The organism is Streptomyces morookaense (assembly GCF_013030945.1).
Classification (GTDB): Bacteria; Actinomycetota; Actinomycetes; order Streptomycetales; family Streptomycetaceae; genus Streptomyces; species Streptomyces morookaensis.
The window spans coordinates 1-26019 of the sequence record NZ_JABBXF010000095.1 but is presented as its reverse complement, the minus strand read 5'-3'; the positions used below and the strand labels follow the sequence as shown (position 1 = coordinate 26019).

Annotated in this window: 26 protein-coding genes; 13 read left to right on the top strand and 13 right to left on the bottom strand. The window is 70.3% G+C overall.

Annotation, left to right across the window (positions count from 1 at the left end; genetic code table 11):
* Window positions 1-24 precede the first annotated feature (24 nt).
* Genes HG542_RS34440 through HG542_RS29955 form a run of 3 tightly spaced genes read right to left on the bottom strand, consistent with a single transcriptional unit; the run spans window position 25 to window position 3436 of the window.
* The gene (locus HG542_RS34440; RefSeq protein WP_176607132.1) at window positions 25-927 is read right to left on the bottom strand and encodes a hypothetical protein; all 903 of its coding nucleotides are present in this window, start codon (window positions 925-927) and stop codon (window positions 25-27) included.
* Window positions 924-3047: a hypothetical protein gene (locus HG542_RS29960; RefSeq protein ID WP_171086930.1), complete on the bottom strand. Its 2124-nt coding sequence runs from the start codon at window positions 3045-3047 to the stop codon at window positions 924-926. Before HG542_RS29960 ends, HG542_RS34440 begins: the two co-directional genes overlap by 4 nt.
* Window positions 3044-3436, bottom strand: coding sequence for a DUF6507 family protein (locus HG542_RS29955; protein ID WP_171086929.1), 393 nt, complete (start codon window positions 3434-3436; stop codon window positions 3044-3046). The genes HG542_RS29960 and HG542_RS29955 overlap by 4 nt, the downstream gene beginning before the upstream one ends.
* Window positions 3437-3582: 146 nt before the next feature.
* Here HG542_RS29955 and HG542_RS29950 point away from each other — a divergent pair, with 146 nt between their 5' ends.
* From HG542_RS29950 to HG542_RS29940, 3 genes are all read left to right on the top strand, one after another.
* Window positions 3583-5292, top strand: a complete 1710-nt coding sequence (locus tag HG542_RS29950) for a serine/threonine-protein kinase (RefSeq protein ID WP_229922555.1) — start codon at window positions 3583-3585, stop codon at window positions 5290-5292.
* Between the two features lie 72 nt (window positions 5293-5364).
* The gene (locus tag HG542_RS29945) at window positions 5365-6372 is read left to right on the top strand and encodes a C40 family peptidase (RefSeq protein ID WP_308111081.1); all 1008 of its coding nucleotides are present in this window, start codon (window positions 5365-5367) and stop codon (window positions 6370-6372) included.
* Window positions 6373-6581: 209 nt separating this feature from the next.
* Window positions 6582-7280 (top strand): phosphatase PAP2 family protein, encoded by a 699-nt coding sequence (locus tag HG542_RS29940; RefSeq protein WP_171086964.1) that lies wholly within the window; start codon window positions 6582-6584, stop codon window positions 7278-7280.
* 6 nt (window positions 7281-7286) lie between these two features.
* Here the strand turns inward: HG542_RS29940 and HG542_RS29935 are convergent, their stop codons facing one another.
* The gene (locus tag HG542_RS29935) at window positions 7287-8858 is read right to left on the bottom strand and encodes an FAD-binding oxidoreductase (protein ID WP_171086962.1); all 1572 of its coding nucleotides are present in this window, start codon (window positions 8856-8858) and stop codon (window positions 7287-7289) included.
* Window positions 8859-8976: 118 nt separating this feature from the next.
* On the bottom strand, window positions 8977-9144 hold the full coding sequence (locus HG542_RS29930; RefSeq protein WP_171086928.1) for a hypothetical protein: 168 nt from the start codon (window positions 9142-9144) through the stop codon (window positions 8977-8979).
* Window positions 9145-9239: 95 nt separating this feature from the next.
* Here HG542_RS29930 and HG542_RS29925 point away from each other — a divergent pair, with 95 nt between their 5' ends.
* Together HG542_RS29925 and HG542_RS29920 are read left to right on the top strand one after the other, a co-directional pair.
* Window positions 9240-10202, top strand: coding sequence for an SCO4651 family lipoprotein (locus tag HG542_RS29925; protein ID WP_171086927.1), 963 nt, complete (start codon window positions 9240-9242; stop codon window positions 10200-10202).
* 126 nt (window positions 10203-10328) lie between these two features.
* A complete protein-coding gene (locus tag HG542_RS29920) occupies window positions 10329-10508 on the top strand; it encodes a hypothetical protein (protein WP_171086926.1) in 180 nt (59 codons plus the stop codon).
* 108 nt (window positions 10509-10616) lie between these two features.
* Here the strand turns inward: HG542_RS29920 and HG542_RS29915 are convergent, their stop codons facing one another.
* Window positions 10617-10988, bottom strand: a complete 372-nt coding sequence (locus HG542_RS29915) for a metal-sensitive transcriptional regulator (RefSeq protein ID WP_171086925.1) — start codon at window positions 10986-10988, stop codon at window positions 10617-10619.
* Window positions 10989-11240: 252 nt separating this feature from the next.
* Here HG542_RS29915 and HG542_RS29910 point away from each other — a divergent pair, with 252 nt between their 5' ends.
* Together HG542_RS29910 and HG542_RS29905 are read left to right on the top strand one after the other, a co-directional pair.
* Window positions 11241-11861 carry a DUF47 domain-containing protein gene (locus tag HG542_RS29910; RefSeq protein ID WP_171086924.1) on the top strand — a complete coding sequence of 207 codons (621 nt, stop codon included), beginning with the start codon at window positions 11241-11243 and terminating at the stop codon, window positions 11859-11861.
* 6 nt (window positions 11862-11867) lie between these two features.
* Window positions 11868-12866: an inorganic phosphate transporter gene (locus tag HG542_RS29905; RefSeq protein ID WP_171086922.1), complete on the top strand. Its 999-nt coding sequence runs from the start codon at window positions 11868-11870 to the stop codon at window positions 12864-12866.
* Between the two features lie 130 nt (window positions 12867-12996).
* Here HG542_RS29905 and pstB read toward each other — a convergent pair whose 3' ends face one another.
* From pstB to pstS, 4 genes are all read right to left on the bottom strand, one after another.
* The gene (gene pstB, locus HG542_RS29900; protein WP_171086920.1) at window positions 12997-13776 is read right to left on the bottom strand and encodes a phosphate ABC transporter ATP-binding protein PstB; all 780 of its coding nucleotides are present in this window, start codon (window positions 13774-13776) and stop codon (window positions 12997-12999) included.
* Window positions 13777-13808: 32 nt separating this feature from the next.
* Window positions 13809-14894, bottom strand: a complete 1086-nt coding sequence (gene pstA, locus HG542_RS29895) for a phosphate ABC transporter permease PstA (RefSeq protein ID WP_171086918.1) — start codon at window positions 14892-14894, stop codon at window positions 13809-13811.
* Window positions 14891-15886, bottom strand: a complete 996-nt coding sequence (gene pstC / locus HG542_RS29890; RefSeq protein ID WP_171086916.1) for a phosphate ABC transporter permease subunit PstC — start codon at window positions 15884-15886, stop codon at window positions 14891-14893. The genes pstA and pstC overlap by 4 nt, the downstream gene beginning before the upstream one ends.
* Window positions 15887-16000: 114 nt before the next feature.
* Entirely contained in the window at window positions 16001-17131 is a 1131-nt protein-coding gene (pstS, locus tag HG542_RS29885) for a phosphate ABC transporter substrate-binding protein PstS (RefSeq protein ID WP_171086914.1), read from the bottom strand.
* A gap of 333 nt (window positions 17132-17464) precedes the next feature.
* On the opposite strand from pstS, the gene HG542_RS29880 reads away from it, so the two are divergent.
* Together HG542_RS29880 and HG542_RS29875 are read left to right on the top strand one after the other, a co-directional pair.
* Window positions 17465-18535, top strand: a complete 1071-nt coding sequence (locus tag HG542_RS29880; RefSeq protein ID WP_171086912.1) for a C40 family peptidase — start codon at window positions 17465-17467, stop codon at window positions 18533-18535.
* Between the two features lie 280 nt (window positions 18536-18815).
* Complete coding sequence (locus HG542_RS29875) at window positions 18816-20069, top strand: PP2C family protein-serine/threonine phosphatase (RefSeq protein ID WP_229922554.1); 1254 nt, start codon at window positions 18816-18818, stop codon at window positions 20067-20069.
* Here the strand turns inward: HG542_RS29875 and HG542_RS29870 are convergent.
* The 3 genes from HG542_RS29870 to HG542_RS29860 form a co-directional block, all read right to left on the bottom strand.
* Entirely contained in the window at window positions 20066-20407 is a 342-nt protein-coding gene (locus HG542_RS29870) for a DUF2516 family protein (protein ID WP_171086908.1), read from the bottom strand. The two genes, HG542_RS29875 and HG542_RS29870, sit on opposite strands and share 4 nt — an antisense overlap.
* 80 nt (window positions 20408-20487) lie before the next feature.
* Window positions 20488-21045, bottom strand: a complete 558-nt coding sequence (locus HG542_RS29865) for a hypothetical protein (RefSeq protein WP_171086906.1) — start codon at window positions 21043-21045, stop codon at window positions 20488-20490.
* 18 nt (window positions 21046-21063) lie between these two features.
* A complete protein-coding gene (locus tag HG542_RS29860; RefSeq protein ID WP_171086904.1) occupies window positions 21064-21465 on the bottom strand; it encodes a helix-turn-helix domain-containing protein in 402 nt (133 codons plus the stop codon).
* Window positions 21466-21628: 163 nt separating this feature from the next.
* Here HG542_RS29860 and HG542_RS35520 point away from each other — a divergent pair, with 163 nt between their 5' ends.
* From HG542_RS35520 to HG542_RS29845, 4 genes are read left to right on the top strand one after another with little or no spacing between them, the layout of a single operon-like run.
* A complete protein-coding gene (locus HG542_RS35520) occupies window positions 21629-22573 on the top strand; it encodes an alpha/beta hydrolase (protein ID WP_227726213.1) in 945 nt (314 codons plus the stop codon).
* Window positions 22570-23739, top strand: coding sequence for an acyltransferase family protein (locus HG542_RS29855; RefSeq protein ID WP_229922553.1), 1170 nt, complete (start codon window positions 22570-22572; stop codon window positions 23737-23739). The genes HG542_RS35520 and HG542_RS29855 overlap by 4 nt, the downstream gene beginning before the upstream one ends.
* 10 nt (window positions 23740-23749) lie before the next feature.
* Window positions 23750-25090: a sensor histidine kinase gene (locus HG542_RS29850; RefSeq protein WP_227726217.1), complete on the top strand. Its 1341-nt coding sequence runs from the start codon at window positions 23750-23752 to the stop codon at window positions 25088-25090.
* Window positions 25087-25776, top strand: coding sequence for a response regulator (locus HG542_RS29845; RefSeq protein WP_171086902.1), 690 nt, complete (start codon window positions 25087-25089; stop codon window positions 25774-25776). Before HG542_RS29850 ends, HG542_RS29845 begins: the two co-directional genes overlap by 4 nt.
* Window positions 25777-26019 lie beyond the last annotated feature (243 nt).

The window sequence follows — 26019 nt, the reverse complement described above, 5'->3', positions numbered from 1 at the left end:
GCCTTCCCTGCGTAACGTCAACGTTTACCAGGGGAGGTTGACGGGCTTCCGCTTCCACCACCAAGCGCGGCCGGCCACATCGTCCCCAGAGAGGCCGAAAGACTGCCCCATAGTCTGCCCGTTGTCGTCTTGAGTGAAGCGCTGGAACTCGTCGTCAAGTTGGTTGACTCCCGTAAGCAGCTGAGCGCCAACCGGCTGGGGCAGTTCGTTGATGACATCCGAGACACGGTCGCGAGCCTCCAGCGCTTCCCTGTAAAGCTCGCCAGGGTAGCGGCCGGTCGGCTGCCAACCGGAGCTCATTCGGTGGACCATCCGCTCCCACTCCTCCAGGGAGATGCGGGCACGGTAGAAAGCGGCACCTGGCTCATCCGCGAGGGAAGGACTCGGAGGCTCTCCGACTCGTCCCCTTCGAGCGGCAACTGCCTCGGAAAAGGCGTCTGCAATCGGCGTAGGGAGAGAGTGCGCGCGAACAATTTCAGGCAACTGCTCAACGTCCACGTCGGGAAGCTGTGGTACCGCCGACTCGACGGCATCGATCGTGTAAACCGACCGATCGTCGTCAGCAGCCATAAGGCGAGTGCGAGTCACCAACCCGCTCGGGGTCACCAACCAGTACGCACTGGGGATGTTCTCCTCAGCCGGGTAGAGAATCACTGACTGCGTTGCAGTAGCGAACCGCAGGGCCAGGTCGGCCTCGCTGGGCTGATGGGCTACGGAATCCTGAACATAGATGTCCAGGTACCGTGAAACCTTCCCATGGACTTCCGAGTGGTCGCAGAGGACCAGGGCGTCCCAGTTCCGGGAATCCTGGTCGCCATCTGCATCGGCTACGTCAACGGAGTCGACGTCCACTTCAAGGCAGGAAGCCAGCGCTTGGTAAAGCGTGGACTCATCCAGAGGGTCGACAGTGAAAAAGTTGTACGTCATTCGTACGTCCCATGATAGATGTCCAGCGCCTTCTGCACGGCTTCCGGGTTGTTGACGAAGCGCGGATTTTTCGTCAACTGTGGGGCCGCATCGAGGTTGCCCTTGGCCTTGACTATCTGCTGGAGTGCAGCGTATTCATTCCTGTCCAGCTGCACGATGCCGGGCCCTGACACGGGAATCACGGTTCCGCCGCGCTCAACTCCATAGGAACGCCCGTTGATCACGTAGTGGTTACCCCCTTCAAGTTTTGCCCGCCCTTCTGCTATTTGGGCTATGTCCCTGTTTATCGCATCAGTGTAGCCACGCAGAATGACGCTGTTGACGGGCTTGACTTCCCTGGTGCCTGCCCCACCCACTGTGTGCCTGGGGTTCGGTCGCTTCAGCACCTCTTCATTGCCCGCCGGCCCATCGAGATGTGTCTTGATGGGCCACACACCCTTGCGGTTGGCCTCAGCAGCGGCGTCATATCCACCGCCGCTCGGCCTGTTGGCCGGCGCGCCCTCATTCTCGGCGGAGGCGCCGTCATGAGATACGTGTTCGCTGCCGTTACCCCCGCTGTGCGCGTCGTGGGCGCCGTCAGCAGTACTTTCTTGCCCCGAGTCATGGTGGTGTGCGTCGGCCGAGGCGTGGTGGTCCCCGCTGCCCCTGCCCGGGTGTACTGAATCGCTGGCTCCGTGCGATGAACTGCTACGGCTGACCGATTCCATACTGCCCGAGCTCGCACCGCCTCGGATCGGCGTGTCGGCCCTGGAGGAACCGCCCGGGTGGGCGGCCTCACTCGCGCCGCCCACACCGGCATGAGCAAGGACGCGGCGATCCTGCGGAACGGTGAGCTCGTCACCGCCAGCTTCCCGCCGCGCAAGATGCCCTGGCTGCTCCACCCCGAGTTCCGCGCCGCGGATCGTTCCGTCGTGGTCGAGGTATCGGGTCTCGCCGTCCCAGCTGGGAAGCTTGACGGAACGGTCGGCCGGTATCGGTGCGTGGTGCTCCAGTCTGCCCAGGCTGCGGTTCAACTCCGCCGCGACGTCGCCGATTTTGGGGAGTGCCACCTTCGCGGCCGCCCCGATCACCTTGCCGCCCGCGTTCGTGACGTGGGTCATCGGGTCGATGACCTCGCCGACCCTGGCGACGCCTCCCAGGACTCTTCCGACCGTGGTGGCTTCCCTCGTGACCGCGGCCGCCCTGGCGAAGGGGACGAAGGTCGTCAGACCGTTGAAGGCGAACGTGCCGCCTGCGCGGGACGGGTTCGTCCTCCACTCGTCCCAGGCCACGAATGCCTTGCCGTTGGCGTTAATGACGTGCTTGTAGTCCCGTACCGCCTTGGGCAGCCAGGAGTCGGGCATGACCCTGGCGGGATCGAGCACCGCGGATGCCGGGTTGGACCCCACAGCGAGCATCAGCATGCTCTTCCGCGCCTGGCGCGCCTGGGCTTCGCCCTCTGTGCCGAGCAGGACGCCGAAGCCCTTGACCATCCCCACGACATTGTCGACGGCGAAGCCCCGCACCATCTGGCCCACGTCCCAGGCCGCGTACTCGCGTTCGCCGACCTCGCCCCACGGTGTGCTCTTCGCCTTCGCCGCATCGCCCGGCTTGTAGCCGTACATGTCCGGCTGATGCGAACCGTCGTCCGCCCTGTAGGCAGGCCGGCACGACAGGGCGTTGATCTTGTTGGCGCACGCCATCTCGGCGGCATGGAAGCGGGCCTGGGCCACCGCCACCGCCTGGATCAGTTCCTTGTTGCGGTCGAACTTCTTCTGGTCCTTGCGCCAGTGGTCGTCGCCCCGGATCGACTCCTGGAAAGCCGTGGCCTGGTCGGCCAGGCTCTTCAGCTCCTTCACGATGGGGCGGATCTCCGCCGCGTACTCCGCCAGCGCCGACTTCACCGTCTCCAGCTGGCGCGCGAACTCCTCGCCCCGCTGCCGCACCGGCAGCGTCGCCGCCAGCAACTGCTCCCGCTCCGGGGTGTCGAACGCGGGCGAGATGCCCTGGAAAGTGGAGTGGATGTCCGCGCCGGCTCCGCGGACGCCGGACGCCGCCTTCGCCAAAGCCGACACGTCCTGCTCCAACGCGTCGACATTCCCCGTGAAGTGGGGGATGAGTATCGGGTCGATGACCGTCACGACCGTTTCCTCCCGCCCGGAGTCTCGGCCTCGCCCAGGATGTCCTTCGGGTCACGCCCCTCGATCGCTGCCCGCTCCAGACGCTCGGCCATCTCCTGGTCGCCGTCCTCGTACGCTCCGACCGCCAACAGGGCGCCCTCGAGCGTCCGCTGTGTACGTTCCGCCATGAACTCCAGGTCCGGCGTCATGCCGTTCGCCCACGCCACCAGCGCCGGACCCACCAAGCCGCCCGGGGCCTCGCACGGACCCACCAGACTGCCGGCGTTCGTCGCCGCCGACTGCACATGCTTCGCATACGACTCCGCCGGCCCCTGCAACTCACCTGCCGCCTTGGCCGTGTTCCCCACCACCGTGCGAACCGTCCCCGGCTCGACGTCCCAGCGCGCCATGACGACGCCACACCCCTCCCAGAACCTGTCGTCCTGCCCCCGTGTACTCAGCAACTGACTGGGAGAAAGTATCGAACAGGGCACTGACAGTGCTCATGAGTATCCGTACTCAAGCCGGATGCGGGTGCGTCCGGCCGGATACACATGTGGCAGAGTCCACCGCCGTGGAAGCGCTACGTCCCCAGGACCCCACCAGCATCGGCACGCACACAGTCCTCGCCCGTATCGGGGCGGGCGGTATGGGGCAGGTGTATCTCGGCCGGACACAGGGTGGTCGGCAGGTGGCCATCAAGGTCATCCGCGAGGACTTCGCCGGGTCGGCCGAGGCCATGGCGCGGTTTCGGCGTGAGGTGGAGACCGTCAAGGCCGTACGGAGCGCGTACACCGCGCAGTTGATCGATGCCTCGCTCGCCGCTCCGCCGTACTGGCTCGCGACCGAGTACGTACCCGGGCCCACGCTCGTGCAGGCCACGGCCGAGCGCGGTGCGCTGCCGGCCGAGACGTGCTTCCGGCTGTTCGCCGCGCTGGCCGAGGCTCTTGCGCAGGTGCACGAGTACGGCGTGCTGCACCGGGATCTCAAGCCGCACAACATTCTTCTCTCGCCCGTCGGGCCGAAGTTGATCGATTTCGGGATCGCGCGCGGCGCGGAGCAGACGGCGCTCACCCAGGCGGGCTCCGCGCCCGGTACGCCCGGTTACACCGCACCCGAGGTGATCACGCGCGATGAGGTGAGCACCGCGTCGGATGTCTTCGCGCTCGGCGCGACCATGGCGTGCGTCGCCACGGGCCGGCCGCCGTACGGTCCGGGGACGATGGAGGCCGTCACCTATCGCGTGGTGCACGGCGAGATCGACGTGGCCGGAGTGGAGCCGCGGCTCGCCGAGTTGATACGGGACTGCGTGGCGGGCGAGCCGGGGAAGCGGCCCACGCCCGCGCAGATCATCGCCCGGTGCGGGGTGACGTCGGCGCTGGTGGACGACCCGGTGTACCGGGAGCTGGCGGAGGTCGGCGGGCACTCCGCCCCGCAGGCGGCCGGCGCGTACGTGCCGACCTTCGTGCCCGGCGTCGCCCCGTCGTCCGGACGTGCCCGGCGGAAGAAGGTCTGGCTCGCATCCGTGGCGGCCGTGGCCGCGTTCGGCGTCGGGACGGGAGTCGCCCTGTGGGCGACAGACGGTTCGCATACGCGTACAGGTACGCCTGCACAGGCACAGGCACAGGCACAGGCATCGGCGAAGGGCGTTGCGTCGGCGGGCAGTACGCCTTCCTCCGCCGCTTCCTCCGCTCCTTCCTCCGCCGCTCCTTCCGTCCCTGCCTCCGCCCCTTCCTCCGTCCCCTCCACCGGCAGGGAACCCGGGTACATCGAGGCCACCAACCCCAGCCGCGACTACTGGACCCCCAACAGCAACGGCCTCGCCGGTGGCACCTGCAATCTGCCCGCCGAGGAACGCGCCTCGTACCTCCAGATGGCCGTCGGCGACGTCCACGACGGCAAGGTCAAGGTCTCGTTCCGCCTCAAGTACGCCGATCCCGCCCTCGCCAAGCCCTATTTCGTCTCCGTGGCCGTCAAACCCCCGCACGAGATCGACTCCGATACGGGCAAGCCGATCGGCGGGCTGCTGCAGCAGAACTTGAGCCTGGGCTACACCAGCAAGCCGGTCGACCTCTTCGCGAAGGACCCGACGCAGTGGGTCGACCTCACCTACCCCGACGACTTCCAGCAGTTCGTCCGCGGCAAGCCGATCGGCGGCGGCATTCCGACCGGGAACGATCCGGGCAACTGGACCGTGCTCTACCTCCACGTCAAGAGTCCGGGCGAGTACACGAACATCGCCTGTGACGGCTTCGCCGTGAACTAGGCGGCATAGACACACACCTGAGGAACCCTGAAAACTGCAGTGCGAGGAGTCCGCGTGGGGGAAGGTTGACGGGTGCGGAAGATCTGGGTGGTGGGCGGGGCGGCATTCGGGATGTTCGCGGCGTTCCTGGCGCTGCTCGTGCTCGGTGTGTACACGGCCGCCTGGAAGTTGGGCACTCCGGGGTCGGGGGCCGTGGGGCTGGCCGAGGGGGCGGTGCCCGCGCAGTATCAGCCGCTGGTGCAGAAGTGGGGGAACCTCTGCCCCGCCCTCAACCCGGCTGTTCTCGCCGCGCAGCTCTACACCGAGAGCAACTGGGATCCCAAGGCGGTCAGTCCGGCCGATGCGCGGGGGATCGCGCAGTTCATTCCCGAGACATGGGCCGTCTACGGGTTCGATGCGGACGGGGACGGCAAAGCGGATATCTGGGACCCGGGTGACGCGATTCCGTCCGCCGCCCGCTACGACTGTGCGCTGTCGGGCGACGTGAAGGGCGTGAACGGTGACCTCACCGACAACATGCTCGCCGCCTACAACGCCGGTCCGTACCGCGTCATCAATGCGGGTGGCGTGCCCTCCATCAGCGAGACCCAGGGGTACGTGAAGGAGATCCGCACGCTCGCCAAGAGCTTCGCCCGGCCCGTCGGGCGGGTGGCGCCGCCCTCGCAGCAGGCCGCTGCCGCGATCTACTTCGCGCAGGAGAAGCTGGGGACGCCGTACCTGTGGGGCGGCGAGGGCGGCAAGGAGGACAACGGGCGCTTCGACTGCTCCGGGCTGACCAAGGCCGCGTACGCGTCCGTCGGGATCGAGCTGCCGCGCGTCGCCAACGACCAGTGGAACGCCGGGCCGCATCCGGGCCGGGACCAGCTGCTGCCGGGCGACCTGGTGTTCTTCGCGCACGATCTGAAGGACCCCCGGTCCATCCACCACGTGGGGCTGTACGTCGGCGGCGGGTACATGATCAATGCGCCGTACACGGGGGCCGTCATCCGGTTCGACAAGATCGATCTGCCCGACTACATCGGTGCCACCCGGGTCACCGCGGACGGGGCGAAGGCACTGCCCAGGACGAACGGGGCCTGAACACCCGCCCCGGGAGGCGATGGTGAGTCACCCTTGGGTAACGTCCTGGTGATCATTGAGTGGAGAGTGGAACGCCTGGCCGGATCGGGGCGTTCCATGGAAGTGGACAGCAGCGGCAGCGCCGTCGCTGCGGCGCACGACCACGGGGGTCAGCAGCGGGATATAGGCACAGGCGACAGACAAGGGGCCGGGCAGTGGCTGGACTCGCGATGGGGTACACCGTGCCGGAGGCCCAGGGTGGCTCGAACCCGGACGTCGGCCTGCTGTACGACATCAACGGCATGGCCAAGGGTGCGCCCAACTGGGCGGACAAGGCCATGGAGTTCGTCGGTGAGTACGGGATCCTGATCGCGCTCGGCGTGCTGATGGTCTGCGCCTGGTGGAGTGTGCGCAAGAAGGACGACGCGGTGCCGGCGGTGGCCGCCCTCGCCTGGGCGCCGCTCGCCGCGGGGATCGCGGTGCTGGTGAACATCCCGATCAGAGGGTTCGTCAGACGGCCGCGGCCGTTCCTCGACCACCAGGGCCTCGACGTCCTGGTGAAGGGCAAGACCGACTTCTCGTTCGTCAGCGACCACACGACCTTGGCCATGGCCCTGGGGGTCGGCTTGTTCGTAGCGAACCGGAAGTACGGGTTCCTCGGTATCCTCCTCGCCCTGTTCGAGGGGTTCAGCCGGGTGTACCTCGGCGTGCACTACCCGACGGATGTCGTCGGCGGACTGGCGCTCGGGACGGCCGTCGCGCTGCTCCTCGCGCCGCTGGCGATGATGTTGCTGACTCCGGTGGTGGGGTGGGTCGCACGGTCGCGGGGCGGATGGCTCGTACGGGCGCCAGGGGTTCGGACGCCGCTGGTCGCGGTGCCGGATCAGCCGGGGGCCGTGGGGCACCGGCACAGCGATCTGGCCGCCTGAGACCCCTCACAGCGCCTGCGGGAAGTCGAAGACCCGGTCCGGGTCGTAGCGGTCCTTGATTTTCTTCAGGCTGTCCGCCGCGCTGCCGTAGTACGCCTGCCGCCAGTCCTTCAGCGCCGGGTCCGTGTAGTTCTGGTACGCCGCCCCCGACGCGTACCGCAGCATGGCCGCGTGGATGCCGTTCAGCCAGGACATCTGCGAGGTGCCGGAGCCGCCCTCCTGCCAGGAGGCCAGGTACTGGGCCAGGAAGCGGGAGCGGCGGTGGACGAAGGCCGTGGCCAGCGGCCGGACGCGGTTGACGGCGCCGCCCAGCGCGGTCAGCTGCACGGAGGCGCCGCCGCTGCCGCCACCTGTGCTGAATCGTTCCAGCTGGCCGAGCAGCGCACGGATGCCGTCCTCGCTCAGCGAGCTGTCGTAGAAGTCCGAACGCGCCGCGTACGTTTCGCGCCCCAGGCTGCCCGCGGTGTCGTGGCCGGGGACGGTGCCGGGGAGGTGGCACTGCTCGGCGGATTTGTCGCCGCAGCCGGCGTAGGCGCGCACGGTGTCCAGGTAGGAGTGGTCGCGCAGCCGGGGCGGGTGGCCCGCGGGGGAGCTGCCGGTGTTCTCGATCAGCTGGTCCAGGGCGTTCTCGAGGTCGCCCCGGGTCCCGAGGGTGAAGGCGGCCACGGATATCCGCGGCGTGCCGCCCGCCGTTGCGGACAGGTCGCACGCGGACCAGATCTCGTCGGGGAGCGTCGGCCCCCACTCCTGCCAGGCGCGCAGCACCTCCGCGGCCCTGGACCAGGGGAAGGAGACGTAGCCGGTGACGCCGTTGCCCGCGGGGCGGGTCCGGAAGCGGAGTTCGGTGACGACGCCGAAGTTGCCGTTGCCCGCGCCGCGCAGGGCCCAGAAGAGGTCGGTGTTGCGGTCGGCGGAGCAGTCCAGCGTCCTGCCGTCGGCGGTGACGAGGGTGGCGCCGGTGAGGTTGTCGCAGGTCAGGCCGTAGGCCCGGGAGAGGATGCCATGGCCGCCGCCGAGGGTGAGGCCGGAGACGCCGACGGTGGGGCAGGAACCGCCGGGGATCGTGACGCCGTGCGCGGCCAGTCCCGTGTAGACGTCGATGAGCTTGGCGCCCGCGCCGATGACGGCACTCGTGGCGGAGTCCGTGCGGACGGTCCTGAGCCGGGAGACGTCGAGGACGAGCCGGTCGTCACCGCTCGACCAACCCGCATAGCTGTGGCCGCCGTTGCGTATGGACACGGGTATGGAGAAGCGGCGCGCGAAGTCGAGACAGGCCGTGATGTCGGGGGTGCCCGCGACATAGGCGACGCCGGCGGGGCGCAGCCCGTCGTAGCGGGTGTTGTAGAGCCGGTGGGCCGTGGCGTAGTCGGCGTCGCCGGGGCGGACGAGGCCGCCGGAGAGGCCCTTGGCCAGGGCCGTCCAGTCGGCGCCCGCAGCCCTGGCGGAGGGCGCGACGGTCCTGCCGGCACTGGCCATGCGGCTGGGCGCGGCCCGGCCCGCCGCGCCGTCGCAGGAGGCGGCCCAGACGCCGGTCGCCGCCAGACCCGTTCCCGCTGCCAGCAGTTGGCGCCTGTTGATGGCCATGTCTCCCCCTTGACGCACCGGATTTCCCTGCCCCCGCGCCCAGTCAGATGGTGTGCCGGGGCCGGTGGTTCCGGCCGGGGGAGACCCGGTGCCGTCTCAGGTCATCTCATGGTCATCCCGCCGAGGCGAGGTGGGTGTCGGCGTCCTCGCGGGCCAGCGAGCGGGCCCGGCGGGCAGGCCCGTACCAGCCGCAGATGCAGCGGGCCGTGCAGAACGAGCCGCGTTCGCTGGTGCTGATCGAGTGTTCCGCGCGGGGGCGCGCGGGGGCTGCTTCGGACACGCGACCACGCTACCCGGCCGTGACGGCGACGAGGGAGCGGTCGTTGGAAAGAACGGGTTCCATCTCGCGTGCGGCGGACAGGGGGCTTTACGGACATGGCGGTGCGCGGACACGGACGCAGACGCACGGCCGCGATGGCCGCCACCGCGGTGGCCGGCGGGGTCGTGGCGGCCCTGCTGATGTCCGGGTGCGCCGATCCGGAACGGGCCGCGGACGGGCAGGACGGCAAGCACGCCGCCGGCCAGGTCCGCCAGGCGCTGGGCCCGGGCGAGCCGACCGAGGCGCTCACCACGGTGCGCCGGGCCGCCGGGATCCTCGCCCGCTCGGGCGGTGCCCGGGTGCGCACGTCGATGGAGACGGTCAGCGGGGGCACCCGGCTGACCATCCACGGGCAGGGGATCTACGACTTCGCCCGGCCGGTCGGGCAGTTGACCGTGATGCTGCCCGAGGACGCCGAGGGCGCCGCGGAACACCGGCCGATCACCGAGGTCTTCACGCCGGGCGCGCTGTACATGAAGAACCGGGGCGCGGGCGTGCCCACGGGCAAGTGGGTCCGGCTCGAAGCGGGTTCGCTCGCCGACGGCGACCTGCTCACCAGCGGCGCCACGGATCCGCTGGCCGCGGTGGAACTGCTGGGCGGGGCGCGGGGGGTGGCCTATGCGGGGTCCGAGCAGTTGGACGGGGAGCAGGTGGCGCACTATTGGGGGACGATCGACCTCGGCCGCGCGGCACGGACGGCGCCCGAGCGGGACCGGGCGGCACTGGCGGCCGCGGCGAAAGGGTTCTCCAGCGGCACGGTTGCGTTCGATGCGTACGTGGACGGCGAGGGCAGGCCCCACCTGCTGCGCTACCGCTTCGGGGTGGCCGAGGCCGGGGCACCGGCGGGGCGGGGGCGGGTGACCACGGCGGCGGCCGCGTCCGCGGTGTCCGGCGCGCCCGCGGCGCCGATGACCGTGGTGTCGACGGTCGAACTGTTCTCCTTCGGTCCTGCGCCCGACGTTTCCCTCCCGGCACCCGCAGATATCTATGCGGGGACGGTTGCATCGCCCCAGAAATAGTGCGGCGAGGCGCAGTTGGCCATGGAAATGGTCCATCTGTGTCATGCCCACTGTGGGAGCCGCTCACTACGCTGGACAGCCGGGGCCCGAGGGGGTGCCCCGGGGAAACGCGAGGAGGTGAATCACGTGGTTTCGCGACGCGGTTCGTCGTGCGGGACGGATCCCGTGGCCCTCGTCGAGATCGATCTCTACGGCGATTTGATGATCGCCGCATCCAGTGCCGACGAGGACCGGCTCAGCGCCGACCGCATCGACCAGGTCCTGGGCGTGGGCCCATGGGCGCCCCGGGAGGACGGGGCGGAGTGATGGGCGGCCCGCTGCCGCGCCCCGAAAGGGGCGCGGGGCTCTGCTGAATATGCGGCTCCGCCGCGTGGGCGCGACCAGCCACAGCCGGCCCGCAGGCACAACACGACGCTAGGTCCGCAGCAACCGCGCAATCGCCGCACTGGCCTCCGCCACCTTGGCATCGATCTCGTCGCCCCCCTGCACGGCCGCCTGTGCCACGCAGTGCCGCAGGTGCTCCTGCAGCAGCTGCAGCGCGAACGACTGCAGGGCCTTCGTGCTCGCCGAGACCTGCGTGAGTATGTCGATGCAGTAGACGTCTTCCTCGACCATCCGCTGCAGGCCGCGGATCTGGCCCTCGATCCGGCGCAGCCGCTTGAGGTGCTGGTCCTTCTGCTTGCTGTAGCCGTGGGGGCCGGCCGCCCCGGGGGTCTCCGGTGCGCCGTGGCAGGCCTCCGTGGCCGGATCAGTGGTGCTGGTCACTGTGGCCTCCGTGGCCGTCATGCTGCCCTCCGTGCTTCCACCGGCCTGTTTGTGCTGGTCATCCATAATGCGTTCGCAGTGCACAGGACCGCGGTCAGAGCCGATTTGTATACCCCCTATGGGTATATTCTACCGAAATTCCCCGTCGGAGGCGGTACCGCCTTGGTGAGCACTCTGCCCGATGGGCGACACTGAGGGAATGCCAGTTAGCTGTGGCCGGATGATGCGCCTAGCATCGACGAGACCGATTCCGCTGCACCCCGAGGATCCCACGTGCGCTTTCGTCTGACCCCCAGGGAGACGAGCTTCTACGACATGTTCGCCGCGTCCGCGGACAACATCGTCACGGGCTCCAAGCTCCTGATGGAACTGCTCGGCGCGGAACCCTCCGCCCGGGCCGAGATCGCCGAGCGCATGCGGGCAGCGGAGCACGCGGGGGACGACGCGACGCACGCGATCTTCCACCAGCTGAACTCCTCCTTCATCACGCCGTTCGACCGCGAGGACATCTACGCCCTCGCCGGTTCGCTCGACGACATCATGGACTTCATGGAGGAGGCCGTCGACCTGGTCGTCCTCTACCAGATCGAGGAACTGCCCAAGGGCGTCGAGCAGCAGATCGAGGTCCTGGCCCGGGCCGCGGAGCTGACCGCCGAGGCCATGCCCAACCTCCGCACGATGACGAACCTCACGGAGTACTGGATCGAGGTCAACCGGCTGGAGAACCAGGCCGACCAGATCCACCGCAAGCTGCTCGCCCAGCTCTTCAACGGCAAGTACGACGCCATCGAGGTGCTCAAGCTCAAGCAGGTCGTGGATGTGCTGGAGGAGGCCGCCGACGCGTTCGAGCACGTCGCGAACACCGTCGAGACCATCGCGGTCAAGGAGTCCTGACCCCCGGTGGATACGTTTGCACTTGTCGTGACCATCGCGGTCGCGCTCGGCTTCACCTATACGAACGGCTTCCACGACTCCGCGAACGCGATCGCGACCTCGGTCTCCACGCGGGCGCTGACCCCGCGCGCGGCCCTGGCGATGGCCGCGGTGATGAACCTCGCCGGTGCGTTCCTCGGCAGCGGCGTCGCGCACACCGTCAGCAAGGGCCTGATCGAGACGCCGACCGGCAACCAGGGGATGCTGATCCTCTTCTCCGCCCTGGTCGGCGCGATCGTCTGGAACCTGGTCACCTGGTACTTCGGCCTGCCGTCCTCCTCCAGCCACGCGCTCTTCGGCGGCATGGTGGGCGCGGCCCTCGCCGGTTCGTCGACCGTCTACTGGTGGGGCGTCTGGGACAAGGTCGTCCTGCCGATGTTCCTGTCGCCGCTGGTCGGGCTGGTGCTGGGCTACCTCGTCATGGTCGCCATCATGTGGCTCTTCCGGAAGGCGAACCCGCACAAGGCGAAGCGGGGCTTCCGGATCGCCCAGACGGTGTCGGCGGCGGGCATGGCCCTCGGCCATGGTCTGCAGGACGCCCAGAAGACCATGGGCATCGTGGTGATGGCCCTGGTCATCGGCGGCGTCGAGGGTCCGAACGACCAGATCCCGGTCTGGGTGAAGATCGCCTGTGCGGTGATGCTGTCGCTCGGTACGTACGCGGGCGGCTGGCGCATCATGCGCACGCTGGGCCGGAAGATCATCGAGCTGGACCCGCCGCAGGGTTTCGCGGCGGAGACCACGGGTGCGTCGGTCATGTTCAGCACGGCGTTCCTGTTCCAGGCGCCGATCTCGACGACCCATGTCATCACCTCGGCGATCATGGGTGTGGGGGCGACCAAGCGGGTCAACGCGGTGCGTTGGGGGGTCGCCAAGAACATCATTCTCGGCTGGTTCATCACGATGCCGGCGGCCGCCGCTGTCGCGGCGCTCTGCTACTGGGTCGGTCACCTGGCGTTTGCGTGAGCCCCGCGCCCCTTACGGGCACGGCACGAGGGTGTGGGCCCGTCCCCCTGGTACGAACAGGGGGACGGGCCCTTTCGCCTTTGCGGCGGCACCGCCATGCAGCGCCGCAGAGGCGAGTCCTGGGCAGGGTTTATCCGAACCGGCCCGAGATGTAGTCCTCGGTCGCCTGGACCGACGGGTTCGAGAAGATCCTCGCCGTCTCGTCGATCTCGACGAGACGGCCCGGCTGGCCCACGCCCGCCAGGTTGAAGAAGGCGGTGCGGTCCGAGACGCGGGCCGCCTGCTGCATGTTGTGGGTCACGATGACGATCGTGAACCGCTCCTTCAGCTCGCCTATGAGGTCCTCGATGGCGAGCGTCGAGATCGGGTCGAGCGCCGAGCAGGGCTCGTCCATCAGCAGGACCTGCGGCTCGACCGCGATGGCCCGTGCGATGCACAGCCGCTGCTGCTGGCCGCCGGAGAGGCCGGCGCCCGGCTTGTCGAGGCGGTCCTTGACCTCCTTCCACAGGTTGGCGCCCTGCAGCGACTTCTCGACGACGGCGTCCAGCTCGGACTTGCGGACGCGGGTGCCGTTGAGGCGGAGACCGGCGGCCACGTTCTCGTAGATGGACATGGTCGGGAAGGGGTTCGGCCGCTGGAAGACCATGCCGACCGTGCGGCGCACGGAGACCGGGTCGACGCCGGGGCCGTAGAGGTTCTCGTCGTCCAGCAGCACCTTGCCCTCGACGCGGCCGCCGGGGGTGACCTCGTGCATGCGGTTGAGGGTGCGCAGGAAGGTGGACTTGCCGCAGCCGGAGGGGCCGATGAAGGCGGTCACGGAGCGGGGCTCGACGGTCATGGAGATGTCGTCGATGGCCTTGTGGGCGCCGTAGAAGGCGGAGAGGCCGCTGACGTCGATTCGCTTGGCCATGGGGATCACTACTTCTTTCACAACGGACGCGGTCAGCGGCTGGACTGCGGGGCCTTCCAGCGGGCGATGCCGCGGGCCACCAGGTTGAGGATCATGACGAAGGCGATGAGGACCAGGGCCGCCGCCCAGGCGCGGTCGTAGCTGGCCTCGTTGCCGGCCGCCCACTGCTCGTAGATGTAGTACGGCAGGGAGGACTGGGCTCCGTCGAAGGGGTTGTTGTTGATGACCTGGGAGCCGAAGACCAGGAGGACGATCGGGGCGGTCTCGCCCGCGATGCGGGCGACGGCGAGCATCACGCCGGTGGCGATGCCGCCGATGGCCGTGGGGAGGACGACCTTGAGGATCGTGCGCCACTTCGGCACGCCGAGGGCGAGCGAGGCCTCGCGCAGCTCGTTCGGCACGAGCTTGAGCATCTCCTCCGTCGAGCGCACGACGACCGGCACCATCAGGATCGCGAGGGCCATCGATCCGGCGAAGCCGGAGTAGCCGTTGTCGAGCATGATGATCCAGAAGCTGAGGATGAACAGGCCCGCGACGATGGACGGGATGCCCGTCATCACGTCGACGAAGAAGGTGACGGCCTTGGCCAGCCGGCCACGCCCGTACTCCACCAGGTAGATCGCGGTGAGCAGGCCGAGGGGGGCCGCGATGGCGGTGGCGATGCCGACCTGTTCCAGGGTGCCGATGATGGCGTGGTAGACGCCGCCGCCGGGCCGGATGGTGAGGACGCCGCCCATGGAGTGGGTCAGGAAGTCGACGTCCAGTACCTTCACGCCGCGCGAGATGGTCTCCCACACCAGGGAGACCAGCGGGACGACCGCGAGGACGAAGCAGACCCAGACGAGGCTGGTGGCCAGCCGGTCCTTGGCCTGGCGGCGGCCCTCGACGCGGGTGGCGAGGACGTACATGGCGGCGACGTAGAGGAGGGCGGCGATCAGGCCCCACTGCATGTGGCTGCTCAGTCCGGCGCCGAGGCCGATGCCGGTGCCGGCGGCGACCGCGGCGGCGGCGAGGGCGGCCGGGGTCCAGCGCGGGAGGCGCGGTTGGCGCAGGCTGTACGACGGCTGCGGGGCGCCGCTCCCGGCGACCGGCGTGCGGTCCATGGTCACTCCGCTCATGCCGAGTACTCCTTGCGGCGGGCGATGATCATCCGGGCCGCGCCGTTGACCAGCAGGGTGAGGACGAAGAGGACGAGGCCGGAGGCGATCAGGGCGTCCTTGCCGAGCTCACCGGACTCCTTGAAGCTGCTGGCGATGTTCTGGGCGAACGTGCCACCGCCCGGGTCCAGCAGGCTGGTGCTGATGGTGAAGCTGGGGGAGAGGACCGTGGCGACGGCCATGGTCTCGCCGAGCGCGCGGCCGAGGCCCAGCATCGACGCGCTGATGACGCCGGAGCGGCCGAAGGGCAGGACCGACAGCCGGATGACCTCCCAGCGGGTGGCGCCGAGGGCCAGGGCGGCCTCCTCGTGCATCCGGGGAGCCTGGCGGAAGACCTCGCGGCTGACGCTGGTGACGATCGGCAGGATCATGATCGCCAGCAGGATGCCGATGGTGAACAGCGAGCGGGCGGCGCCGTCGTGGTAGGCGAGGATCCCGGTCCAGCCGAGGTAGTCGTTGAACCAGCTGTAGAGCCCGCCCAGGTGCGGCACCAGGAAGAGGGCGCCCCACAGGCCGTAGACGATCGAGGGCACGGCGGCCAGCAGGTCGATGACGTACGACAGCGGGGTGGCCAGCTTGCGCGGCGCGTAGTGCGTGATGAACAGCGCGATGCCGATGGCGACCGGGACGGCGATGGCCATGGCGATCAGCGAGCTGACGATCGTGCCGAAGGCCAGTACCGCGATGCCGAAGACCGGCGGGTTGGCGTTGGCGTTCCACTCGAAGGCGGTGAAGAAGTTGCCGTGGTCCTGCGAGAGGGCGTTGGCGGCCCGGACGGTGAGGAAGACCGCGATGGCGGCCATGATCACCAGGAGCAGGATCCCGGAGCCCCGGGAGAGCGCGAGGAAGACGCGGTCACCGGCGCGGGTGGCCGCCCTGCCCTGCTGCCGGGCGGGAGAGGGGCCGGCGCCCGGTGCGGGCGGTGGGCTTGCTGTGGCGGATGTTATGTCCATGGGGTTTCTCCGGTCTGCGGAACCGGTCCCGTTTGCGGGTCACGGCTCCTGGCGCGGCGGTGCACCGGATGGCGCGGCCGGCTCCCGGGCTGTGCGGGAGCCGGCCGCACCGGGTCAGGAGATGTTCGCGACGGTGTCGCGGACCTTCTTGGCGATCTCGGCGGGCAGCGGGGCGTAGCCGAGGTCCTTCAGCACGGACTGGCCGTCCTCGCTCGCGATGTAGGTGAGGAAGGACTTGGTGGCGGCGAGGGTCTCGGGCTTGTTGCCCTTGTCGCCGACGACCTCGTACGTCACCAGGGTGATCGGGTAGGCGCCCTCGGCCTTGGTGGTGTAGTTGAGCTTCAGGGCGAGGTCCTGGCCGGTGCCGGTGATCTTTGCCTCGGCGATCGCCTTGGAGGCGTTGTCCGAGGTGGCCTCGACCGGGGCGGAGGCACCGGTGTTGAGCTTGACCGTCTTGATGGAGTTGGCGGTCGCGTAGGACAGCTCGAAGTACGAGATGGCGCCCGAGGTCTGCTTGACCTGCGAGGAGACGCCGGCCGAACCGTCGGCCGACTGGCCGCCCTTGACCGGGAAGGCCTTGGCGGGCTCGTACGGCCAGGACTTGTCGGCCGCGGCCTTGAGGTACTTGGTGAAGTTGTCCGTGGTGCCCGACTCGTCGGAGCGGTGGAACGCCTGGATCTTCAGGTCGGGAAGCTTGGCGTCCTTGTTGAGCTTGGCGATCGCCTCGTCGTTCCACTTCTCGATCTTGCCGTCGAAGATCTTGGCGAGGGTGTCGGCGTCGAGGACCAGGTTGTCCACGCCCGGCACGTTGTAGCCGATCGCGATCGGGCCGCCGACCATCGGGAGGTCGATGCCCTGGCCGCCCTTGAGGACGCCCTTGGACTTCTCGGCCTCGTCCGGCTTGAGCGCCGAGTCGGAGCCGGCGAAGGCGGTCTTGCCCTGGAGGAACTCCTGGATGCCCGCGCCCGAACCGGTGGGCTTGTAGTTGATCTGGATGTTCTTGCAGGCCGCCGTGAAGTTCTTGACCCACAGGTCCATGGCGTTCTTCTGCGCGGACGAGCCCGAGGCCAGCAGCGAGCCCTGGCCGTCGCACTTGATGTTGCCGGCCGCCTTGGTGGAGTCGCCGCCACCGTTGGAGCCGCCGCTGTTGTTGTCCGAGCCGCACGCCGTGAGGACCAGGGCGCCGGAGACGGCGATGGCGCCGAAGGCGACGGCGCGGAGCCGGTTCTTGCGCTGAAGCTTCACTGTTGGGGTGTTCCTTCCGGGAGCCGCCGCTGGGGCGGCGTGCGAGAGGTGTGTCGTGCTGTTCAGCCGTTCGATACGGCCGAGTCTGGTGGAGGCCGTCCGGACGGTGTGGCTCTCTCACCCTCAAGGCCGAAATTAGGCAGATCAGGTGAAGCCGTCGATGGGGGAGGGTGAACGGAGGGTGAACCTCGCCCATCAGGGTGGTGGCCGACGGCGCGGCCGGTTCCGGTCGAAGTGTGACCCAGGTCTCTGTTCCATTTCGGGCAGCCATGGCACGATCCGGTTCCGTGTGACGCAGTGTCAGGCGTGGGGGCGGAGTCGCGGAGGTGTCCTGTGCGGGTTCCTGGACGACGGACGGGCGCTGGGGCGGGCCGCGGCAGGCGGGTCGCCACCGCCACCGCGCTCGTGTGCGCGGCGGGGACGGTCCTCGCGCTGACCGCGCCCGGGGCGTACGCCGATCCCGGCCCGAACCCGTCCCTGGAAGAGGTCCACCGGCAGGTGGAGACCCTTTACCGGCAGGCCGAGACGGCCACCGACGCCTACAACGCGGCGAGCGCACAGCAACGCCTCCAGGAGAAGTCCGTCGCCGACATCACCCGCGCCCTGGCCGAGGCGCAGCAGCGCCTGGACCGGCTGAAGAACCAGGCCGGCGCCCTGGCCCGGGCCCAGTACCGCACCGGCGGGATGTCGCCGCAGGCCCAGCTGTTCTTCGCCCCCTCGCCCGACGCCTTCTTCAACGGAGTCTCCCTGCTGCACAAGGGCCAGCAGGCCACCCGCGACCTGATCGCCGAGCAGACCGCCGCCCGCGCCGAGCTCGACCGGTACGCCAAGGCCGCCGACGAGCGCCGGAAGCGGCTCGATGCCGACCGTCGGGAGAAGGAGGACGCGAAGAAGGAGATCGAGTCCCGGCTGGCGGCGGCGAAGGAGCTGGAGTCCCGGCTGCAGGAGAAGGAGCGGGAGCGGCTGCGGCAGCTGGAGGAGGAGCAGGCCCGGCAGGCGCAGGAGAAATGGCTGGCCGGGCAGGGCGGTCTGCTCACGGGCTCCGGCGCGGCGAGCTCCGACGGCCGGCGGGCCGTCGCCTTTGCGACAGCGCAGATCGGCAAGGACTACGTCTGGGGCGCCGAGGGCCCGGACACCTACGACTGCTCGGGCCTGACCCTCAAGGCCTGGGCCGCGGCCGGGCACGCCATACCGCGTACCTCGCAGGAACAGTGGCGGCAGCTGCCCCGGGTGGACGTCAAGGACATGCGCCCCGGCGACCTGGTCATCTATTTCGCCGACGCCAGCCATGTGGGGATGTACGTGGGCGACGGCATGATCGTGCACGCGCCGCGGCCGGGGCGGCAGGTGACGACGACGGGCGCGGGCTCGATGCCGGTCCTCGGGGTGGTGCGGCCGGGGTAGTGCAGCGGGGCTCCATGAGCCCCGGTCGCGTCCCGGTCGTGGTTCCGGTCGCCGTCCATGGAGCGAGACGAAACCCTGAGCGGACGCTCGTCCCGCGTGACGCTGGTCATGTCATGTCCGCATCGTTATGCGGCCGAAAGGGGCCTTGGCGTGGGCATATGACAGAGGCGGATGGCTCCGTACCATTCCGTTCGCCCGGGACCTGGCGCTAGGGTCACGTCCGATGCCCGCCCCGTCGGCGGAGTGCCGCGCCCGCGGGGGGAGAAAAGGAAACCGAGTGATGTCCGTACCCGCGCAGAGGCAGGCGGAGCCCTCCGTCGTGCTGCCCGAGGGCGGACTGACGCTGCTCGTGATCGAGGACGACCCCACGGGATCGCTCTCGGTCCCCGCGATGGCGGAGACGACGTGCTCCGCCGGCCGCCCCATGCGCATCCGCACCGCCCGCAACCTCACCGAGGCGGAGCGGCTGCTCACCGACGACGTGCACTGCATCCTGCTCGACCTGGCCCTCCCGGCCGTCGGCCTCCCCGAAGGTGCGGCCGTCGGCCCGCCCGAGGAACTGGCCATCCTGCGCCACGTGCTGCGCCTCGCCCCGCGCCAGGCCGTCCTCGCACTGACCGCCGAGGCCGACGCCGAGCGCGCCGCCGAGGCCGTGCGGGTCGGGGCCCAGGACTATCTCTTCCGCGACGAGCTCGACGGCCGGGTGCTCAGCCGGGCCATCCGTTACGCCGTGGAACGCAAGCGTGCGGACCTGGCGCAGCGGCAGCTGACCGAATCGCGGCTGCGCGCCCAGGAGAACGCCCGGCTGGAACGCGGCCTGCTGCCGACCCCGCTCCTGGCGGGCTCCGGCCTGCGGTTCGCCGCCCGCTACCGGCCCGGCCGCAGCCGGGCGCTGCTCGGCGGCGACTTCTACGACACCGTCCGCACGCCCGACGGCACCGTGCACGTGATGATCGGCGACGTCTGCGGCCACGGCCCGGACGAGGCCGCCCTCGGCGTCGAACTGCGCATAGCCTGGCGGGCGTTGACGTTCGCCGGGCTGTGCGGCGACGAACTGCTCGGCACGCTCCAGCAGGTGCTGGAGCACGAGCGCGCCGACGAGGAGATCTTCGCGACGCTGTGCACCGTCGACATAGCGCCGGACGGACGCTCGGCGGGTCTCTGCCTGGCCGGTCACCCGGCCCCGCTGCTGGTGCGGCCCGGCAGCGCCCCGGGCCTGCTGCCGCAGGAGGGCGGCGGCCCCGCGCTCGGCCTGCTCCCGCAGGCGCGCTGGCCGCACCGCCGGGTCGAACTCGGCGACGCCTGGAGCCTGTTGCTCTACACGGACGGCCTGATCGAGGGCAAGGTCGGCGCCGGGGCGCGGCGGCTGGGCCAGGAGGGCATGACGGAGCTGGTGACCCGTCAGGTCAAGGAGGGGCTGGCCGGCGAGGAGCTGCTGGACGCGGTCGTCGCCGAGGTACGCGCCCTGAACGGCGAGGAGTTGACGGACGACCTGGCCGTGCTGCTCCTCGGCCGGGGCGCGGACGCGCCCTAACGCCCGCCGTTCCAGGGCCCGTACGGCCCGTCCGAGCTGGAGCCGCGGCGGCGGGGACCGCGGCCGCCCGATACCTGCTTGAGCGCCGGGCGCACGTCCACGAAGTAGACGATGGTGGCGATCAGCCCGAGGATCGGCAGGAAGGACCTGATCCCGAGGAAGAGGTTCACGGCCACCGCGATGCCGAGAATGATCAGCCAGAAGCCCTTGGTGTGCTTGTCGGCCGCGCGGTAGGCATCCTCGCGGCGGACTGCGGCGTCGATGAACGCGGCCACCGTGAAGAGGAGCAGACCGACCGACACCCAGTACAGAATCTCGTTGAATCCTTCGACGAGCATGCCGCCACCTCCGTACGACCCACCGTACAGTCCCGCGCCCGTGAGGGGCGCGGGACTACTGCACGCGCAATGAGGAACGCTCAGCCCTCGGTCTTCTTGGCGGCAGGCTTACGGGCCGTGGTGGTCCGCCGCGCGGCAGCCGGCTTCGCCTCGGCGTCCTGGGACCCGGCCTGGGCACCGCCGTTGTCGGCGGGCGCCGCCGTGCCGGCATCCGGCTCGACGGCCACCGCGATCTCCGACAGCTCCTCGGCCGCCTCGCCGCGCCACGTCTTCACGGCCTCGCGGCCCCGGGCGGCCAGCTTCCCGTAGCCGTCGCCCGCCGCGGCGGCCAGGCTCACGGCCTGCCCGACACCGCGCAGCGCCAGGTCCTGGACCTGCTGGCCCACCTTCTTCACATCGGTGTCGATCGACCCGACGATCTCGGTGAACTTCGCGGTGACCTGCGCCTGTGCCTCCTTGGCGCCCTTGGTCACCCGCTCCTGCACGGCCTTCGGGTCGGTGTTGCGCAGCTGCTCGAAACGTTCCGGCGCCTCGGTGACGAACTGCCCGATCTTCTCCGCGGTGAGGTCGGCGGCACCGGCGGCCGCGTAGCCGGCGGTGGTGGCCGTCTTGCGGATGTCCTGGGTGGTGATGGCCATGGCGTTGATCTCCCGGGGTCAGCTGGAAGGTGTGGTGTCGCCCGGGCCGGCGCCCGGGCGGTCGTTCTCCGCCTCGGCGGCGTTCTCCTTGCGGAAGGACTCGTAGATCTGCAGCAGCACCTGCTTCTGCCGCTCGTTGATCGTCGGGTCGGCGAGGATCACGCTGCGGACCTCGGCCTCTTCACGGTCCCGCTCGTCGAGGATCCCGGCCTGCACGTACAGCGTCTCGGCGGAGATCCGCAGCGCCTTGGCGAGCTGCTGCAGGATCTCGGCGCTCGGCTTGCGCAGGCCGCGCTCGATCTGGCTGAGGTACGGATTGGACACTCCGGCGGCGTCGGCGAGCTGCCGCAGGGTCAGCTGCGCGGTGCGCCGCTGCTCGCGGAGGTACTCGCCGAGATTGCCGACGTTGAGTGAGGCCATGTCTGCGATGCTGCCGCACCTTGCTAACTTTTGCAAGCAGCCCGCTTGCAAAAGTGTGTGCGGTCGGACACCCGCCCCCTACCCGTAGTACCCAGGAGCTACACGACAAGTGGGCTCCCCGGTGTGACGCCGGCGAGGGTGTCCGATTCCTAACGTCGTTCGCATGCTCACCCGTCTCCGCCGCGGCCTGGTCGCCGCGCTCGTCGCCGCCTCCGTGGCCGTGCCGGTCTCCGGTGCGGCCCGTCCCGCGGCCGTCCCGGCGCCCGCGCCCGATCCGGCCGCCGTCGCGCCGCTCGCCTCCGCAGATCCGGCGGAGCTGAAGGCGCGGTATGCCGCCGGCCGCGACGGCATCCGCGCCGCCGAGCGCATGGCCGCCGGTCACGGCGACCACCGCCGGGCCGCCGAGCTGCACGCGATGGCCGGTCCGGGGCGGCAGTTCCTCTCCTTCGACGGGCGCGACGGCGGGCGGACGGCCGAGGTCTTCGGCGACCTGTCCCGTGCCGGGCGCATCGCCGTGCTCGTACCGGGATCGGACACGAGCCTCGACACCTACGAGCGCTTCCGGGCCGGCGCCGTCGCCCTCCAGCGCCGGCTCGGCGGCTCCCGGGCCGCCGTCGTGGCCTGGCTCGGCTACCGGACCCCTGGCACGGTGAGCCCGGCGGTCCTGACGGCGGGCCGGGCGGACGACGCCGCGGCCGGACTCCGCGCGTTCGTCGGGGAGTTGACGCGCGTCAAGCCGGATGCCCGGGTCGCACTCCTCTGCCACTCCTACGGCTCCGTCGTCTGCGGCCGCGCCGCGCCGGGCCTGCGGGTCGCCGACATCGTGCTGTACGGCAGCCCCGGCACCGGCGCCGCCACCGCCCGTCAGCTGCACACCCCGGCCACCGTCTGGGCCGGGCGCGGCGCGGACGACTGGATCGCCGAGGTGCCGCACGTCCGGCTCGAACTCCCCTTCACCACCGTCGGATTCGGCACCGACCCGGTGTCGAAGGAGTTCGGTGCCCGGATCTTCGACGCGGGCGACGGCGGGCACAGCGACTACCTGAAGCCCGGCTCCGTGTCCCTGAAGAACATCGCCCGGATCGTGGAAGGGGTGCAGCAGCCGTGAAGCATGGATGGGTACAGCGGATCGATTCCGCAACTCCGCCCGGCCGCGACCGGGCCGTCGACGCCCTGCGCGCCTTCGCCATCCTGGGCGTGGTCCTCGGTCACTGGCTGGTGACGGCCCTGGTCGCCGACAGCGGCACGGTGCACGGCGCCAGCCCGCTCGCGCACCTGCCCCGACTGACGCCGGTGTCCTGGGTGTTCCAGACCCTGGCGGTCTTCTTCCTCGTCGGCGGCCAGGTCGGCGCGCAGAGCCACGCGTCCGCTCGGGCCCGTGGGGTGACGTACCTGCAGTGGCTGGGCGGCAGGTGGGCGCGGCTGTTCCGGCCGGTCGCCGCCGTGCTGACGGTGTGGGCCGTGGCGGCGGTGGCGATGCTCGCCGCCGGGGTGGGCGTCGACACCCTGCACACGCTCCTCAAACTCGTGCTCTCGCCCCTGTGGTTCCTGCTGGTCTTCGCCGGACTGACGGCGGCGACCCCGCTGGTCGCCCGGCTGCACCCGCTGTGGCCGCTGGCCGTCGTGCTGTACGTCGACGTGTACCGGTTCGGCTTCGGCGGCCCGGCCTGGACGGGCTGGATCAACGTGGCCGCAGGCTGGCTCGTCCCGTACTGCCTGGGCGCGGCCTGGGCGCGCGGCGGCCTGCAGAGCCGGGCGACCGGATGGCTGCTGCTGCTCGGCGGCACCGCCGCCACTGCCGGCCTGGTGCTGTGGGGCGGCTACCCCGCCTCGATGGTCGGGGTGCCCGGCGCCGCGATATCCAACCTCAACCCGCCGACCCTGGCCGCCGTCACCTTCGGACTCGCCCAGTGCGGGGCGGCGCTGCTGCTGCGCGGCCCGCTGCGCCGGGTGCTCGCGCGGCCCGCCGCGTGGGCGGCGGTGGCGCTGGTCAACCTCTCGGCGATGACGGTCTTCCTCTGGCACCAGACGGCGATGATGGCGGTCACCGCGGCCGGCCTGCTCGCCGGGCACCCACTGCCGGGGCTGCACACGGCGCCCGACGGTCCCGGCTGGGTGCTCGCCCGGCTGGCCTGGCTGCCGGTGTTCGCGCTGGCGCTGCTGATCTGCTGGGCCGCGTTCCGGGGGTACGAGCAGCGGCGGCCGCGGCGGGACGGCCGCCGGACCGTGCGCGAGGTGCAGCCCCTCCGAGTGGTGGAGATGCGGCGTGCTTAAGGTGACGGATGTGAAAACGGGGGACGGGGAGGGGCGGCGTTTCGTGCGCGCCCTGCGGGCGGTGCCGGGGGCACTGCGCGAGGACTTGTGGACGGGGGCGGCCGAACCGCTGCCGGCCGGGGCCAGGAGGCCGCGCTGGCAGGACTGGTGGCCGGCGTTCATGCCGCCGCTGGTGCTGATCGGGTTCCTGCTGTGGATCGGCCTGCAGCGCGAGTACGGATACGGGTACGGGCTCGGCTCCAATGCCGGCGTGCTGCTCGGCGGGGTCCAGGCGGCGGCGGTCGTCGTCGCGGTGTTCCGCCCGCTCCAGGCGTGGTGGGCGTCGACGGCCGTCGTGACCGCGGCCGCGTGGGCGGCGAACACCGCATGGGCGACGCACGTCGATGTCCGCATCGACGCGATGGTCCCCTGGACCGGCAACGGACTCCTGGCCCAGGCCTGGGTGCTGTTCCTGGTGGCCCTGCGATGCCGTCCCCGGGCCGCGTTCGAGGCCCTGGCGATCTCGCTGGTGATGCCGCTGCTCCGCGACCCGTTCGGGGGGTTGAGCCGTTACGACGACCTCCGCTTCGGAGTCCTGGCCCTCACGATGACCACGGTGTTCGGCACCCTCGTGCGCGGCCGCCGTGTGGCGCGGACCCAGCTGGTCGTCCAGGAGGAGCTCACCGCCGAGGAACGGTCCCGGCGCACCCAGCTGGAGGAACGCAACCGGATCGCGCGCGAGCTGCACGACGTCGTCGCGCACCACATGTCGGTCATCTCCATCCAGGCGCAGGTCACCCCGCATCTGGTCGACAACCCCTCCGACGCGCTGCGGGAGAACGTCGCGGGCATCCGCGAGAACGCCGTCGAGGCCCTCGCCGAACTGCGCCGGGTGCTGGGCGTCCTGCGCTCCGAGGACGCCGTGCCGGACGGCGTGCGGCACGCCCCGCAGCCCACCCTCGACCAGCTCGGGGAGCTGATCGAGAACGTGCGCGCTGCGGGCCTCACGGTCACCGAGGGGACGGCCGGCGAGCGGCGCCCGCTGCCACCGGGCGTCGAACTGTCGGCGTACCGCATCGTGCAGGAGGCGCTCAGCAACGCGATGCGCCACGCACCGGGGGCGGAGGTGCGGGTCGAGACGGGCTACGGGGCCACCGGGCTCACGGTCCGCGTCACCAACTCCGCGCCGGAACAGACGGCTTCGCCCTCCCCGGGCGCCGGGCACGGCCTGCTCGGCATGCGCGAGCGCACCGCGATGCTGGGCGGCGAACTCGCCGTCGGGCCCACGCCCGAGGGCGGCTGGGAAGTGACCGCGTTCCTGCCCGCCTCCGCTTCCGCTGCTTCCGCTGCCCCTCTCGAGGACATCCGATGACGACAACGCCGCCGCCGATCCGCGTACTGATCGCCGACGATCAGATGATGGTCCGCCAGGGCTTCACGGTGCTGCTCAACGCCGAGCCCGGCATCGAGGTGGTCGGGCAGGCGGTGGACGGGCTCGACGCCGTCGCCAAGGTCGCCGAACTCGCCCCGGACGTCGTCCTGATGGACATCCGGATGCCCGGCCTCGGCGGCATCGAGGCGACACGCCGCGTCACGGCCCCGCCGGACGCCGCGGTGAAGGTGCTGATCCTGACCACCTTCGACCTGGACGAGTACGTGTACGAGGCGCTGCGCGCGGGCGCCTCCGGGTTCCTGCTGAAGGACGCCTCGGCGGCGGAGCTCGCGCAGGCGGTACGGGTGGTGGCGGCCGGCGAGGCGCTGCTCGCGCCGAACATCACCAAGCGGCTCATCGCCGAGTTCTCCCGCGTGACGGCCGGATCCGTGGTGCGCACCCCGGTCGGGCAGCGCGCCGCGGGCCTGACGGAGCGGGAGACCGAGGTGCTGGTCCTGATCGCCCAGGGACTGTCGAACGGGGAGATCGCGGAGCGGCTGGTCGTGGCGGAGCAGACGGTGAAGACCCACGTGGGCCGCATCCTCGGCAAGCTGGGGCTGCGGGACCGGACGCAGGCGGCGGTCTTCGCGTACGAGACGGGCCTGGTGCGGCCGGCGGGGTACTGAGGGGGCAGCCGCATGGGGGTTCCGGGAGGTCCCTGTGCAACTTCCGTGTGATTCATGTGCAATGCACCTTTCTGGTTATGGCGGAAATTGCGGGCAAAAGGATCCCCGCTCTCCGGCGGGTCAATGCTGATTAACCGTCAGGTGCAGGGGTGCTGTGTTGCCGCCGCGGCGATGTTGATAGACATGACGGCGTCGTCGAGTGGCGGCACATGGGACACGGGGGTGAGCTCGTGAAGTTCGACA

Coding starts and splice junctions, on each gene's coding strand:
- pstA (WP_171086918.1), bottom strand. CDS start 14,894: ATGAGCGGAGTGACCATGGACCGCACGCCGGTCGCCGGGAGCGGCGCC.
- HG542_RS29865 (WP_171086906.1), bottom strand. CDS start 21,045: ATGGCCATCACCACCCAGGACATCCGCAAGACGGCCACCACCGCCGGC.
- HG542_RS29940 (WP_171086964.1), top strand. CDS start 6,582: ATGGGGTACACCGTGCCGGAGGCCCAGGGTGGCTCGAACCCGGACGTC.
- HG542_RS35520 (WP_227726213.1), top strand. CDS start 21,629: ATGCTCACCCGTCTCCGCCGCGGCCTGGTCGCCGCGCTCGTCGCCGCC.
- pstB (WP_171086920.1), bottom strand. CDS start 13,776: ATGGCCAAGCGAATCGACGTCAGCGGCCTCTCCGCCTTCTACGGCGCC.
- HG542_RS29870 (WP_171086908.1), bottom strand. CDS start 20,407: ATGCTCGTCGAAGGATTCAACGAGATTCTGTACTGGGTGTCGGTCGGT.
- HG542_RS29860 (WP_171086904.1), bottom strand. CDS start 21,465: ATGGCCTCACTCAACGTCGGCAATCTCGGCGAGTACCTCCGCGAGCAG.
- pstC (WP_171086916.1), bottom strand. CDS start 15,886: ATGGACATAACATCCGCCACAGCAAGCCCACCGCCCGCACCGGGCGCC.
- HG542_RS29845 (WP_171086902.1), top strand. CDS start 25,087: ATGACGACAACGCCGCCGCCGATCCGCGTACTGATCGCCGACGATCAG.
- HG542_RS29955 (WP_171086929.1), bottom strand. CDS start 3,436: ATGGCGCGCTGGGACGTCGAGCCGGGGACGGTTCGCACGGTGGTGGGG.
- HG542_RS29925 (WP_171086927.1), top strand. CDS start 9,240: ATGGCGGTGCGCGGACACGGACGCAGACGCACGGCCGCGATGGCCGCC.
- HG542_RS29915 (WP_171086925.1), bottom strand. CDS start 10,988: ATGACGGCCACGGAGGCCACAGTGACCAGCACCACTGATCCGGCCACG.
- HG542_RS29875 (WP_229922554.1), top strand. CDS start 18,816: ATGTCCGTACCCGCGCAGAGGCAGGCGGAGCCCTCCGTCGTGCTGCCC.
- HG542_RS34440 (WP_176607132.1), bottom strand. CDS start 927: ATGACGTACAACTTTTTCACTGTCGACCCTCTGGATGAGTCCACGCTT.